Below are 13,569 nucleotides of genomic sequence, written 5' to 3'. Positions count from 1 at the left end.
ACTCTCCCTCAGGCCAGCCGGACGCGCGGGTCGATCCAGCCGTAGACCAGGTCCACGATCAGGTTCGCGAAGACGATGAAGAACGCGGCGATCAACGTTACACCGAGAATGATCGGCAGGTCGTTCTGCCGGATCGCGGTCAAGGCCTGGTAGCCGAGGCCGCGGAGGTTGAAGACCGTCTCGGTGAGGACGGCGCCGCCGAGCAGCGCGCCGAGGTCCAGGCCGAAGACGGTGACGATCGGGGTCAGACCCGACCGCAGGGCGTGCTTGCCGATGACGACCCGCTCGGTCAAACCCTTGGCCCGGGCGGTACGCACGTAGTCCTCACCGAGGGTCTCGAGCATGTTGGCCCGGGTGAGTCGTGCGTACGTCGCCGCGAACAGGAAGGCGAGCGTGATCCACGGCAGCAGCAGGTTGGTGAACCAGTCGGCCGGACTCTCGGTGAACGGCACGTACTGGCCCTGCGGTAGCCATTGCAGCCAGTACACGAAGATCGCCGAGGAGAGCAGACCGGTGAAGTAGACCGGTAGCGAGACGCCCGCCAACGCGGTGGTCATCGCCGCGCGGTCGATGAACGAGCCTCTTCGGAGCGCGGAGATCACACCGAAGGAGATGCCGATGATGAGCCACAGGATCGCGGCGCCCAGGGCCAGCGACAGGGTGACCGGAAGGTCCTCCAGCAGCAGCGGGGTGACTTCCTGGTCGGTCGCGAACGAGTAGCCCAGGCAGGGCGCCGGGCAGTGGGTGACGTCCGGGCCGCTGGCGTAGTCCCGGCCGGCCACGATGCCCTTGAGGAACTTGCCGTACTGCACGACGATCGGATCGTCGAAGCCCATCTTCTGCCGGATGCCCTCGATCGCGGCCGGGTCCGACTGCTTACCGATATAGAGCAGCGCCGGATCACTACCGGTGGCCTTAGGAATCGCAAAGAAGATCGCGAAGGTCACCGCGGTCACCACGAGCAGCGTGACGATCGCGTTGAACAAGCGACGAACGATGTATGCCAGCACGACATTCGGCCGAGGGACGGGCGGGCACCGGAGTCCTCGCGGAAACCGATACCCGCCCGCCGGGGGCGGCCTTCACCAACCCTTCGAATTACCCGTTGTTACTTGGGGTGGAGCAACGTTACTTGCCGTCGCTGGTGCCGAGGGCCTGGAAGTCGAGCATGCCGAAGGCCTCGTGAACGTAGGCGTTGGTCAGCCGCGGGTTGCGGTAGTTCAGCGCCTTGTCGACCACGAAGGGCAGCACGTACGCACCCTCCATGATCTTCTGGTTGATCTGGGTGTAGATGGCCGCGGCCTTCTCGGGGTCGGTCTCGGCGGCGGCGTCGTCGAACAGCTTGTCGATCGCCGGGTCCTTGATCTCGGCCCGGTTGAAGTTGCCGTTCTTCGTGATGAACCGGCTGTCGGCCAGCGGCTGCATGTAGCCGGCGCCCGTCGGGTAGTCCGCGCCCCAACCGGTGATGATGATGCCGTAACCGCGCTTCTTCACGATCTCCGGCGAACCACCGATGGCCGAGTCCTGCGCACCGTCGTACTGGTCGATCTTGGCAGTGATGCCGACCGCCTTGAGCGAGGCCTGCAGGGCCTCAGCCGTCTTGACCTCGGCGTCCCGGTTGTTACGGGCGGCGATGGTCACGTTGAAGCCGTTCGGCTGACCACAGGCGGCGAGGGCCTCCTTGGCCTTGTCGACCTGCGGCTTGCCCTGCTTGCGGTTGTACGGGTCGTAGTTCGCGTCCGAGCCGGCGATGTTCGGCGGCAGGACGCTGGTGCCGATGTCGCCACCGGCGAACTCGCCACCGCGAGCGGCCTGGAGCGACGTCGGGTCGGCCGCGTAGATGACGGCCTTGCGGCAGTCGGGGTTGTTCAGCGGCGCGACCGGGGTCATGTCGGCGAAGCGCAGGAAGCCGGTGTTCGGGGCGTCCGCGTTCTTCTTCAGGTTGGCGTCGGTCAGCAGCTTGGTACGAGCCGCCGCCTGCACACCCGTCTGGCCGACGTCGAGGTCAGCCGTGCCCGAGAGCAGACGGTTGTCCAGGTCGTTGGCGTTGGTGGTGATGGTCAGGTTGATCGCGTCCGGCAGAGCCTTGCGGATCGGGTCGGTCGCCTGGTCCCAGTTGGGGTTGCGGACCCAGGAGACGCTCTTGCCCGGCTGGATCTCCTTGAACATGTACGGACCCGAGGCCGCCGGCTTCGAGCCGTACTGCGCGCCGGTGTCCCGCTTCTGCGGCACCGGGCCGGAGCCCGGCATGGCCAGCAGGTAGAGGAAGTCCGAGTACGGCTTGGCCAGCTTGAAGATGATCGTGCTGTCGTCCGGCGTGGTGACCGACTTCAGACCCAGCTTGTTGGGGTCGGTGTCCTTGTACGGGCCGGGGTACTTCTGGCCCTGGTCGAGGACGTTCGGCAGGTAGTACGGGCCACCGTTGATCACGTCGGTCGCCCAGACGCGCTCGATGCCGTACTTGACGTCCTTCGACGTGATCGGGGCGCCGTCGTCCCACTTCAGGCCGCTGCGCAGCTTGAAGGTGTAGGTCAGCTTGTCGGCGCTGATCTGCGGCTCGGCCTCGGCCAGGTCGGGCTGGAGCTTCAGGCCGTCCTTGCCCGGCTTGCCGGAGTAGTCCACCAGCTTGCGGGTGTAGAGGCGGTTGAGGTTCCAGACGAACGCGTAGTAGCCACGCGCCGGGTCCCAGCTGTCGGCGTCCTGCGACGTCCACAGGTTCAGCGTGCCGCCCTTTTTGTCGCTGGCGTTGACCACACTGGTAGCGGCCGCGTTGAACTCCGACTTGCCGCTCGAGGTGCTGCTGCTATTGCTGTCCGAGCCGCCACCGCACGCGGCGGTGGTCAGCCCGAGCGCGAGGGCGACGCCTGACGCCGCCAGCGCCCTTGTCTTGCGTGCCACCTGATCTCCTACCTTCTCGAAAGCGAACCCGGCCGGTCCGCGGTGGTACTTCGTCCGGAAGACTCAGCGAGCCTTCGGGTCGAGTGCGTCGCGCAGGCCGTCACCGAAGAGGTTGAAGGCGAGCACGGTGATGAAGATGACGCCACCCGGGATGATCATGTACATGGGGTCGATCGAGTAGAAGTTCACCGCGTCCGACAACATGCCACCCCACGACGGGTTCGGCGGAGGGATGCCGACGCCGAGGAAGCTCAACGCGGCCTCGGTCAGGATGTTGGTCGGAATGATCAGCGTCGTGTAGACGAGGATCGGCGCGGCCAGGTTGGGCAGCAGCTCACGGAAGAGGATGCGGCCGGACCGGGCGCCCATGCTGCGGGACGCTTCCACGAACTCGCGTTCGCGCAGGGACAGCGTCTGGCCGCGGACGATACGGCCGATGTACGGCCAGCCGAAGAAGCCGATGACTCCGACGAGAACGAACACCCGCGACCAGCGGTCGCCGAGCCCCAGGAACTCGTCCGGCAGGACGGAGAGCAGGGCGATCGCGAACAGCAGCTGCGGGAAGGCCAGCAGGAAGTCCATGATCCGGCTGATCACCGAGTCGACCCAGCCACCGAGGAAGCCGGCCATCAGGCCGAAGACCGTGCCGAGGATGGTCGAGACGAAAGCCGAGAGGAACGCGACCGACAGGGTGGTCTGCGCGCCGTACACGATGCGGCTGAAGATGTCCCGGCCCGACTGCGGCTCGACGCCGAGCAGGTAGTCCCAGCTGATGCCGCCGAGCCGGCCGAGCGGCGTGCTCAGGGTCGGGTCGAGCACCTCGGTGTTGCGCTCGTCGTACGGGTGACCGAACCACTTGATCAGCAGTGGGGCCAGAATCGCGACGAAGATCAGGAGGATGACGACGCACGCGCCGGCGATCGCCACCTTGTCCTTCTTCAGGCGCCGCCAGGCGATCTGCTTCAGCGATCGTCCAGCGATCGCTTTCTCGCCAGGGCGGTCGGCCGCGTCGGCGGTAGGCGGGGTCGTCTCGTCGGTGACCGACGCCTCTGGGCCAAGCGACATCTAAGCGCCGGTCCTTCCCCGGCGGCCGGACGTGCATGAGTCCACGGCCACCCGGCACAGGATCCGGCGAGGACCCGTGAGACCGGAGGACGATGGCCCACGCAGCGAACGGCAACCGATCGGTTATCGCATGCCTCGAGTGCCTACCCTCGTCGCCTGGGTCAGATCAGACTCCGGCCACGAAGGCACTCGACGGCGGGTGTGCCGCCATCGGATAGGAACACTCACCTAATGCGGTGCTTCAGGTCAAGTTCACTGACTGCACACGAACAGTTCCGTGTCCCCGTCGTGATGTGACCGTGACCTGCGGCGCCGACCAATCGGAAACTACCGTGTAGAAGGGCAGTAAGGAGCGAATCCGGGCCAAAATGCTATCGCCCCGTGACCATACGATCACGGTATGTACCGTCACACCGTTCTGCGGCCCTCAAAAGCGCGACCCAGAGTAATCTCGTCCGCATACTCCAGGTCACCACCAACTGGCAGACCACTTGCCAGTCGTGTGACAGTGATCCCCATCGGCTTGACCATCAGTGCCAGATAAGTCGCCGTGGCCTCACCCTCGGTGTTCGGGTCTGTGGCGAGAATCAACTCCTTGACCTCGCCCGTACCCAGCCGCATGAGCAGTTCACGGATGCGCAGGTTGTCCGGCCCGATGCCCTCGAGCGGGTTGATGGCCCCGCCGAGCACGTGGTAGCGCCCGCGGAACTCGCCGGTCCGCTCGATGGCCACGACGTCTTTGGGTTCCTCGACGACGCAGAGGACCTCGTTGGTCCGGCGAGGGTCCCGGCAGACCCGGCACTGCTCGGCCTCGGCCACGTTGAAGCAGGTCGTGCAGAACCGCACCAGCTCCTTCACCTTGCGCAGCGCGGTGGAGAGCCGGTTGACGTCGGCCGGGTCGGCGGAGAGGACGTGGAAGGCGATCCGCTGGGCGCTTTTCGGGCCCACGCCCGGCAGCCGCCCCAGCTCGTCGATCAGGTCCTGGATGGCACCCTCGTACACGCGATCAGAACCCCGGAAGGCTCAGGCCGCCGGTGGCCGGGCCCATCTTTTCCTCGGTGAGCTCCCGCTGCGCCTCGGCGGCGTTGTGGATGGCCGCGAGGATCAGGTCCTCCAGCGTCTCCACGTCCTCCGGGTCGACCGCCTTGGGGTCGATCTTGACCGACTTGTACTCGCCCAGACCCGTGACGACCACAGAGACCAGCCCACCGCCGGCCGTGCCGGTCAGCTCGGCCGCGGCCAGCTCGGCCTGCGCCTTGGCGACCTGCTCCTGCATCTTCTGCGCCTGCTTCATGATCTGCTGCATGTTCGGCTGTCCACCGGGGCGCATCGCACCGCTCCTCAAAGTCCCGTCGCACTACATGTCAAAGCCCGACACCCGTCAATAACCGACGGGCTCGCCGGGTAACCGCCGCCCAGCGTAGCCGCCCCCTACCGGGGACCCCACGCGCCACAACGGTCTCAGCTCTCACCGATCTTCTCGGCCCCCAGCGCCTCCTGGAGAAGGCGGAAGGCCATCTGTTCACCACTCTCCCGAGCGGTCTTCTCGTCGAGTACGTCGTCCAGCGGTTCGTCCCCCGGATCGAAGCCCTCAAAGCTCGGCGCAGCGCCACCGACCGAACCGCCGGCCCGGGGCGGCCCGTCGAACTCCGGGTCGTACGGAGCCTCCTCGGTAGGCGACCCATCAGACCAGGCCTGCTTGGCCGCCGCCGGACGAACAGCGGCCCCCCGCACCCCACCGCCGGCCCGACCAGCCCCGGCCGCGGCGGCCCGCGCCGCCGCAAGCCCACTGCCGGCCCCCGCCGCGTTCCGAGCCGCCCGAGCCGCAGCGGTAGCCCCCGGCCCACCACTCGAGCCTGCGGCCTCAACCGCGGGCTTGCTGGGAGCGGCGGCCGCGGCCGCAGCGGCCGCTCGGGCAGCGCTGAGACCACCGCTGCTCTGCGCGCCAGGAACGCCCCCACCGGCCTCCGGCACCGCTTCCCGCACCGGCGACGACGGCCATTCGGCACCCGCCGCGCCGTCATCCTCGGACGCAACCACCGGGCTTGCGCCCGACCCCGCCGCCGCCGTGGCAGCCGAGCCGCTGTCCGAGGCAGCCGCACCCACGGTCGCAGTGCCCGGGCCCTGGGTAGCGAGACCCCCCACTGGGGTAGCGGACTCCGCAACCGTCGCGGCGGAGCCACCTGCCGGGGTAGCAGAGCTCGCACCCGTCGCGGCTGGGCCAGCCACCGGGCTAGCAGATCCTGCAACCATCGCGGCTGAGCCCGCCACAGGGGTAGCAGAGCCCGCAACCATCGCGGCTGAGCCCGCCACAGGAGTAGCGGAACCCGTGACGGTCGCTGCAGGGCCGGCTACTGGGCCAGCGGAACCCGCGGCCGTCGCTGCAGGGCCGGTGACGGCGGCTGGGGAGCCGGCAGACGGGTCGGCTGAACTCGCTGTAACGGCTCCACTCGCTGTGGCGGCTCCACTCGCTGTAACGGCTCCACTCGCTGTGGCGGCTCCACTCGCTGTGGCGGCCGCCGGGCGCGGCGGCTCGGCTGGGCTGCTACTCGCCGCCAAGACGCCGATCGGGCTGACCTCCGGCCAGTCCTCGTCGTCGGGCGGAGCTGTAGCGGCCGCCGGAGCGGCCGACAAGCCACCCGGTTTGACCGGTTCTGGCCAGTCGTCGTCGGACGCCGCGGGCGCCGGCGCCTCCCGGCGCCGGTTCTGCGGTTCACGGGCGGCCGAGACCGGCTGGGCCGGTTGCGCGGCCCGGGGCGCGGCGGCCGCCGGACGCTGAGCTTCGTTACGGGCCGGCGGCCGGCCACCCCGCGACGAGCCACCCGGCGCCGAACCGGGCGAAGCCGCCCCGCCCTCACCGGCGATTTCGCAGCGAACTTCCCACCGGCTGCCGAAGACCTCGTAAAGCGCGTTAGCGATCAGCGGCGCTCCTTGCGCGATCCGCTGCTGGAGCGACCCGGCCGCCACCGTGAGAAGAACACTCTGCCCGTCGACCGACCGAACCGTGGCGTTGATCGCCGCCGCCCGGAGCACCTTGCCCCCCGGCTGCTTCTTCACCTCTTCGAGAATGTCGTGCCACGCCTGCCGAATCTCCTCGGCCGTCGGCTGCCCCGGCCCAGCCGCCACGGCCTCGACCGCCACCGCCCCCGGCTCCTCAGGCGCATCCGGCAGAACTCCGGCCGGCTCTTGACGCGCAGCCTGCCCAGCGTCATCCGAACCCGGCTGAGCCGCCCCGTGCGGACCCGCCAGAGACCCAGGCTGAGCCGCCCCATGCGGACCCGCCAGAGACCCAGGCTGAGCCGAACTCGCCGTGGACTGCGGCTGAGCCGAACCCAACGCGGACTGCGGCTGAGCCGAACCAGACGCGGACTGCGGCTGAGCCGAACCAGACGCGGGCTGTGGCTGAGCCGAGTCCGACGCGGGCGGGGCCTGCGGCTCGGCCATCTCGGGCTCGTCGTCCCAGGGCGGCTCGTCGTCGTAGTGCTCCGCCTGAGCGCCCGAGCCGCCATCGGCCACCTCGTTCCAGTCCGGCGAGGCGGCCGCCGCGGAACCGGACGACGCCCGACCCGAGACGGACGCGGGCTGAGCAGAGACCGGCGCGGCCGCCAAAGCAGCAGCCGCCGCGGCGGGCGCAGCAGCGGCGGGCGCAGCAGGCGCTGAAGCAGCGGGCGCGGGCGCAGCGGATACGGGAGCGGCATCAGGCACGGCCGACACCGGAGCGGATACCAACCCGGAATCGGACGCGGACACGGCCGCAGCCGGAGCGGGCGCGGCCGGGGTCGCGACCGGCGGAGCAACCGGGGCTGCCGCCGCCGGGCGACCGCTGGACGACGTGGAGCGGCGGGCCGCGGCGGCCTTCGCGGCGGCGCGGGCCGCTGACAAGCCGCCGCCGGCGCTGGGAGCGGGACCGGCGGGCTGGGGTGCGCCGCCGTTCAGGTCCGGCGCGGGCTCGGCGATCGGTGCCGTTGTGGGGGCGTTGTCCCCGCGTACGGGGAAAGCGATTCTCTGCTCCATGCGCTCCAGGCGCTGAAGCAGCGCGCCCGTCGAATCGTCGGCGCCGGGCAGGAGCATGCGGGCGGTGATCAGCTCGAGCAGGAGCCGGGGCGCGGTCGTGCCGCGCATCTCGACCAGGCCGTTGTGCACGATGTCGGCGCAGCGGGACAGGGTCGCCTGACCGAGCCGGGACGCCTGGGCGCTCATCGCCTCGAGCTGGTCGGCCGGGCCGTCGATCAGGCCCTTGGACACCGCGTCGGGCACCTGCTGCAGCACGATCAGGTCGCGGAAGCGCTCGAGCAGGTCGGACGCGAAGCGGCGGGGATCGTGGCCGGCCTCGGCCACCCGGTCGATCGTCGAGTAGGCCGCGGCGCCGTCGCCGGCCGCGATCGCGTCACACATCTCGTCGAGCAGGGTGACGTCGGTGACCCCGAGCAGGGAGACGGCCCGGGAGTACGAGACCCCGTCGGGCCCGGCGCCGGCGATCAGCTGGTCGAGCACCGAGAGGGTGTCTCGCGCGCTGCCGCCGCCGGCCCGCACCACCAGCGGGAACACCGCCGGCTCGACGGTGATGCCCTCGGCGTCGGTGAGCTGCTGGAGGTAGGGCCGCAGCGTCGCCGGCGGGATGAGCCGGAACGGGTAGTGGTGGGTCCGGGAGCGGATCGTGCCGAGCACCTTTTCGGGCTCGGTGGTCGCGAAGATGAACTTCACGTACTCCGGCGGCTCCTCGACGAGCTTGAGCAGCGCGTTGAAGCCGGCCGGCGAGACCATGTGGGCCTCGTCGATCACGTAGATCTTGTACCGGCTGTTGGCCGGGGCGAAGAATGCCTTTTCGCGCAGGTCGCGGGCGTCGTCGACACCACCGTGGCTGGCCGCGTCGATCTCGATGACGTCGATCGACCCGGCGCCGTCGTTGGCCAGCGAGCGGCACGACGTGCAGACCCCGCACGGCTCGGGCGTCGGTCCCTGCTCACAGTTGAGCGAGCGGGCCAGGATGCGCGCGCTGGACGTCTTGCCGCAGCCGCGAGGCCCGGAGAACAGATAGGCATGGTGCAACCGCCCGCTGCGCAGCGCCTGCGACAGCGGCTCGGTGACGTGCTCCTGCCCGATGACTTCGGCGAACGTACGCGGCCGGTACTTGCGGTATAGCGCGAGTGCCACTCCAGCCCCTCCTCAACGACCGCGCCATTGTCCGTCGGGGGTATGACAAGAACCAACTCTGTACCGCTGGGGTGGCCGGGGTCGCGCCCCGAAAACGCAAAGGGCCTCTCGTGCACCCGTCAGAGCCCGCTTATCCTTGCTGCCTTCCGGCCCTGGGGAGGTTCACGAGATGCACGCCGCACGAGAGGCTTGCCGCTAGCGTACCGAACCCCGCCGGGCGGTGCGCCGGGGACCCGTGCGACGCCCGCGACGGGCATCTGTATTCTGGCGAACGGAGGATTCGCCTAGTGGCCTAGGGCGCACGCTTGGAAAGCGTGTTGGGGGAAACCCCTCACGAGTTCGAATCTCGTATCCTCCGCCAGACAGCACGAAGGGGCTGGACCCACCCGGGTCCAGCCCCTTCGTGTTTGCTACATCTGGGCGGCGGCGATGGCGTCGTCCACCTCCGGGAAGATCGCGAAGTACCGGCTGAGACCGACGGTCTCGAGCAGCTGTACGAGGAACGGGTTGGCGCCGGCGAAGCTCAGCCATCCGCCGCGGGCGGAGATGACCTGCTTGCTGGTGATGAAGGCGCTCAACCCGACCGAGTCGCAGAACTTCAGGTCGGAGAGGTCGACGACGATCTTCGGTACGGGACGCTCCAGCAGATCCGCGAGGATCCCGTGGAGCTGGCCGGCGGTGTCCGCGTCGAGCTCGCCCTTGAGGTGGAGAACGGCGACGTCCGGGCGGTGGTCGGTGACTGTGGCCTGCATGTGGATCACTTTCTGGCGGTGGCGGGCAACCCACGCTAGAAGCGATCAACTAATTGTCGTCGGACAAGCGGTGCGGGCGGAACAAAGCATTCGAGCCGGGTCCCCGAAAAGGGGCCCGGCTCGAATTCAAAAGATCGGCTGGCCGTGTGATGTCAAGCGGGAGCGGCGCAGCCTCGGCTCCTGGCGCCTTAGAGCTTGCGCCACTGCCAGCGTGGGCCACGCCACGCGTCGGCCAGGATCATGGCTGAAGCCCGACCCGGACACTGCTGCACCTTGGACTTGCCGTCTGGGCCGCCCATCTGAGCCTCGACTTCCCAGAACTCGCCGTCGGTGCGCACGTAGACGTCTCGGCGGGCGAGCCGGACGTCACCATTCCACCAGTGATGCTCAACTCTCACGAGTCAAATCTAGGACAGTTTCCAGGTATCGGCGCTGGGCAATCTTGTGAAACTTTCTCACCAGGTGGTTAAAAGCGCATTGTCTGATCCGGTAGTTTTTGGCTTAGTGACTTGCGCTACAGGCACCGTATTTGAGCCGTTTCCCCGTCATCACGGTCTGTCATCGCCACTGGTGGTGGCGGAGGCCCCTCGGGGCCGAAACGGCGTCGTTACGCGCACGATACCTGATCTTGGAAAAGCCTCTCGCGAGGGCCCCTCACGCGCCGTACATGAAATCGATTCATCAGTACGCAGCGTGATCGGCGGCCGGGAAGCTGGGCACGCAAAAAACCCGGCGGCTCCGCAGGGAGCCGCCGGGTCAGTGGCGGTGGTGAAGGGATTTGAACCCTTGGAGGGCTTGCACCCTCACACGCTTTCGAGGCGTGCTCCTTAGGCCGCTCGGACACACCACCGGGAAGTACGTTACCCGACGCCCCACGACGTTCGAAATCGGGTTCCCCTTCGCCGGGCAGACCGGCCGCGACCTGGCAGTATCCGAGGTATGAACGAGCGAGAAGAGACGCGCCGATGAGCGTGCACATCGGCGGGCAGCCGGGCGACATCGCCGAGCGGGTCCTGCTCCCCGGCGACCCGATGCGGGCGAAGTGGATCGCCGAGACGTTCCTGCAGGACGCCAAGTGCTACACCCAGGTCCGCGGCATGCTCGGATTCACCGGCACCTACCAGGGCGTCCGGGTGTCCGTGCAGGGCTCCGGCATGGGCATGCCGTCGGCGTCGATCTACACACACGAGCTGATCAACGAGTACGGCGTGAAGTCCGTCATCCGGATCGGCTCCTGCGGCGCCCTGGCGCCGGACCTCCAGCTGGGCGACGTGATCGCGGCGATCGGCTCGGCCACCGACTCCAACATGAACAGGTCCCGCTTCGACGGCCTCATCGACTACGCGCCGGTGGCCGATTTCGGCCTGCTGCGCACCGCTGTCGACGTCGCCGAGCGCCAGGGGACCCCGATCCGCGTGGGCCCGATCCTGGCCGCCGACGCGTTCTACACCGATCGCCCGGACCTCTACGACGCGCTCGCCGACTACGGCGTACTGGCCGTGGAAATGGAATCCGCCGCGATCTACACCATCGCCGCCCGGTACGGCGCGAAGGCCCTGACCATCCTCACCGTCAGCGATCACATCAAGACGGGCGCGAAGATGGACTCGGCCCAGCGCGAGCAGGGCTTCGGCGACATGGTGAAAATCGGTCTCGAGACCGCGATCTCCGGCGTCGCCTGACCCGACTGCCGCGGCATCGTCAGCGGTGCCGCGGCTTTCCGTTGTGAGTCTCGCCGGCTTCGCGGCCGAAGAAGCCGCGGAGCAGGGCGGCGCACTCGTTCTCGAGCACGCCCGCGTAGACCTCCGGGCGGTGATTGAGCCGACGGTCACGGACCACGTCCCAGAGTGAGCCGACCGCGCCCGTCTTCGGCTCCCAGGCGCCGAAGACCAGGGTGGAAACCCGCGCCAGCACCAGCGCGCCGGCGCACATCGTGCACGGCTCCAGCGTCACCACCAAGGTGCAGCCGCTGAGCCGCCAGCTACCCGTCCGCTCGGCCGCCCGGCGCAAGGCCAGGATCTCGGCGTGCGCGGTCGGGTCACCGGTGGCCTCGCGCTGGTTGCCGCCGACGGCCAACTCCGTACCGTCGGCGGCGAAAACGACCGCTCCGACCGGAATGTCGTCGCCGGTGGCCGAGGCCACCTCGATCGCACGCCGCATCCACGACTCGTGCCGGGGCGAGATCGCCAGGCTCACGCCTCGCGCAGCTCTTCCATCTCGTCGCCGCAGCCGATCCGCTGGCAGATCTCGGCGGTCACGTCGGAGGGCAACATGCCCTCCATGCCGCAGAGCGCCAGCAGCCGATGGGCGCTGACGCCGAGGTCGTTGAGCAGGTCCGCGTCGCCCACCGGATCGGCGTCGGGATCGGCGGCCGGCTTGTCGTCCTCGTCCTCGTCCTCGCCGGCGGCCAGATCGTCGATCTCCAGGGCCGGCGGCGTCTCGATCTCGCCGAGCAGCACGGCGCCGATCCGCGACTCGTCCACGAACGCCGAGTCGGAGCCGAAGACCCGCAGGTCCTCGCCCTCGTCGAGGCGCAGCACAGCGAGATATTGGTCGTCGCTCTCGACGAAGAGCAACGTCAGGTCGGCGTCCGGCTCCACATCACGCAGCGCGTCGACCACCTCGTCGATGTCGGCCAGACCGGTCAGGTCCAGCTCGGACGCCGTCCACCCGTTCTTGCCCCGAGCTACGGCGGCAGCGAATGTCGACAAGTTTCCCCCCACGCGACTTTTGTCTTCAGCGAGTGACGGTAGCGGGAAGAACGGCAGGTGCGGCGCGCCACGCCTTGACGGCGGGCGAAGTCAGGTCAAACGTCAGTTCACCAGGCGACGACGCATGGCGATGAGCTCCCGGAGACGTGCCCGGCGCAGCCTCTGCGGCTGGGTGCTCTCCCGGGCCGATTTCGCACTCGCGAGAGCTGCCAGCAACTCGAGACGACGGCGACGCCGATCGGGGTCGAGCCGGGGCGGTGAGGGGGCCATGAAGCCGAGATTCGCCGACCACAAACCGTTCGTCAAGGCCAAGTGCGCACCGCAACCACGAAGGCACATTTGGTCGCCGACAAGCCGGTCAAGATCGGACAAAATCACCGGGACTTGATGTAGCCAAGACCACACCGCCTAGGGGTTTGTCACCACAGGGGCCAATCCTCGGTGGTGATCCAGCGGGCGCCCACGAAGGCCAGGGCTATCGACAGGCCCAGGCCCGAGGACAGGGCCACCCCGACGGCGACACCGCGGTCGCCGAGGTAGGTCAGCACGACGGCCACGCCCCACGCGCTGATCGCGGCCAGGATGGTCCACCAGGCATAGCTGGCGAGGTCGCGGCCGAGTGTGCCGAACAGCACCATCCACAGCGCGGCGGACCCGATCCCGGCCAGCAGCGGGCCGGCGTTCACCGGATGGGGCTCGCGGTAGGTGGGCCGGGACGGCCCGGGAAAGAGGCCCGACCCCCGGACCGGAAGCTGCGCACTGTGCGGCGCCGCGAACGGGGCGGAGGCATGGGGTCCGGCCGGCGAGAAGGCGGGCTGCAGCAGCTCGGACGCCGGCGCCGGCGCCGGCGAAGGGGCGGCGGAGGAAGCGGGCGCGGCTGGGTGCCAGGGGTCGTTCGGGTTGGTCACCGTCCACCTCCAGCGTCGGCGCCGGCGGCGGGGCGTGCCGTCCGGTGAGTGCCAGCCTATCCACCCCCGCCGCCGCGGAGC

At 69.0% G+C, this 13,569-nt stretch carries 12 protein-coding genes, 2 tRNA genes and 1 other RNA gene; 2 read left to right on the top strand and 13 right to left on the bottom strand.

Annotated elements, in window-relative coordinates:
• Positions 1–8 precede the first annotated feature (8 nt).
• The 7 genes from ACGFJ7_RS37835 to ffs form a co-directional block, all read right to left on the bottom strand.
• Positions 9–1,010 (bottom strand): ABC transporter permease, encoded by a 1,002-nt coding sequence (locus ACGFJ7_RS37835; protein WP_360247367.1) that lies wholly within the window; start codon positions 1,008–1,010, stop codon positions 9–11.
• Between the two features lie 118 nt (positions 1,011–1,128).
• Entirely contained in the window at positions 1,129–2,898 is a 1,770-nt protein-coding gene (locus ACGFJ7_RS37830) for an ABC transporter substrate-binding protein (RefSeq protein ID WP_360247369.1), read from the bottom strand.
• A 63-nt stretch (positions 2,899–2,961) separates the two neighbouring features.
• Positions 2,962–3,963, bottom strand: a complete 1,002-nt coding sequence (locus ACGFJ7_RS37825; RefSeq protein WP_360247371.1) for an ABC transporter permease — start codon at positions 3,961–3,963, stop codon at positions 2,962–2,964.
• Between the two features lie 408 nt (positions 3,964–4,371).
• Entirely contained in the window at positions 4,372–4,965 is a 594-nt protein-coding gene (gene recR / locus ACGFJ7_RS37820) for a recombination mediator RecR (RefSeq protein ID WP_097317503.1), read from the bottom strand.
• A gap of 4 nt (positions 4,966–4,969) precedes the next feature.
• Positions 4,970–5,269, bottom strand: a complete 300-nt coding sequence (locus ACGFJ7_RS37815; protein ID WP_360248267.1) for a YbaB/EbfC family nucleoid-associated protein — start codon at positions 5,267–5,269, stop codon at positions 4,970–4,972.
• 155 nt (positions 5,270–5,424) lie between these two features.
• Positions 5,425–9,117, bottom strand: a complete 3,693-nt coding sequence (locus tag ACGFJ7_RS37810; protein ID WP_392646771.1) for a DNA polymerase III subunit gamma and tau — start codon at positions 9,115–9,117, stop codon at positions 5,425–5,427.
• A 97-nt stretch (positions 9,118–9,214) separates the two neighbouring features.
• An RNA gene (gene ffs / locus ACGFJ7_RS37805) (signal recognition particle sRNA small type) lies at positions 9,215–9,309 on the bottom strand.
• An 81-nt stretch (positions 9,310–9,390) separates the two neighbouring features.
• On the opposite strand from ffs, the gene ACGFJ7_RS37800 reads away from it, so the two are divergent.
• Positions 9,391–9,478, top strand: a tRNA-Ser gene (locus ACGFJ7_RS37800).
• Between the two features lie 49 nt (positions 9,479–9,527).
• Here the strand turns inward: ACGFJ7_RS37800 and ACGFJ7_RS37795 are convergent.
• The 3 genes from ACGFJ7_RS37795 to ACGFJ7_RS37785 all read right to left on the bottom strand — a co-directional run bounded on the left by ACGFJ7_RS37795 (position 9,528) and on the right by ACGFJ7_RS37785 (position 10,719).
• The gene (locus ACGFJ7_RS37795) at positions 9,528–9,869 is read right to left on the bottom strand and encodes an STAS domain-containing protein (RefSeq protein ID WP_360247375.1); all 342 of its coding nucleotides are present in this window, start codon (positions 9,867–9,869) and stop codon (positions 9,528–9,530) included.
• 188 nt (positions 9,870–10,057) lie between these two features.
• Positions 10,058–10,267, bottom strand: coding sequence for a hypothetical protein (locus ACGFJ7_RS37790; protein WP_097317499.1), 210 nt, complete (start codon positions 10,265–10,267; stop codon positions 10,058–10,060).
• A 362-nt stretch (positions 10,268–10,629) separates the two neighbouring features.
• Positions 10,630–10,719 (bottom strand) — tRNA-Ser (locus ACGFJ7_RS37785).
• A gap of 115 nt (positions 10,720–10,834) precedes the next feature.
• On the opposite strand from ACGFJ7_RS37785, the gene deoD reads away from it, so the two are divergent.
• A complete protein-coding gene (gene deoD / locus ACGFJ7_RS37780) occupies positions 10,835–11,551 on the top strand; it encodes a purine-nucleoside phosphorylase (RefSeq protein WP_203765402.1) in 717 nt (238 codons plus the stop codon).
• A gap of 19 nt (positions 11,552–11,570) precedes the next feature.
• Here the strand turns inward: deoD and tadA are convergent, their stop codons facing one another.
• The 3 genes from tadA to ACGFJ7_RS37765 form a co-directional block, all read right to left on the bottom strand.
• Complete coding sequence (gene tadA, locus ACGFJ7_RS37775) at positions 11,571–12,065, bottom strand: tRNA adenosine(34) deaminase TadA (protein WP_392646768.1); 495 nt, start codon at positions 12,063–12,065, stop codon at positions 11,571–11,573.
• Entirely contained in the window at positions 12,062–12,580 is a 519-nt protein-coding gene (locus ACGFJ7_RS37770; RefSeq protein WP_360247378.1) for a tRNA adenosine deaminase-associated protein, read from the bottom strand. The genes tadA and ACGFJ7_RS37770 overlap by 4 nt, the downstream gene beginning before the upstream one ends.
• Positions 12,581–12,999: 419 nt before the next feature.
• Positions 13,000–13,488 carry a hypothetical protein gene (locus tag ACGFJ7_RS37765; protein ID WP_392646766.1) on the bottom strand — a complete coding sequence of 163 codons (489 nt, stop codon included), beginning with the start codon at positions 13,486–13,488 and terminating at the stop codon, positions 13,000–13,002.
• Positions 13,489–13,569: the final 81 nt, after the last annotated feature.

Source organism: Actinoplanes sp. NPDC048988 (assembly GCF_043197815.1).
Lineage (GTDB): Bacteria > Actinomycetota > Actinomycetes > Mycobacteriales > Micromonosporaceae > Actinoplanes.
Note: the sequence above shows the minus strand (reverse complement) of the source record. Positions and strands in the feature narration are given on the sequence as shown.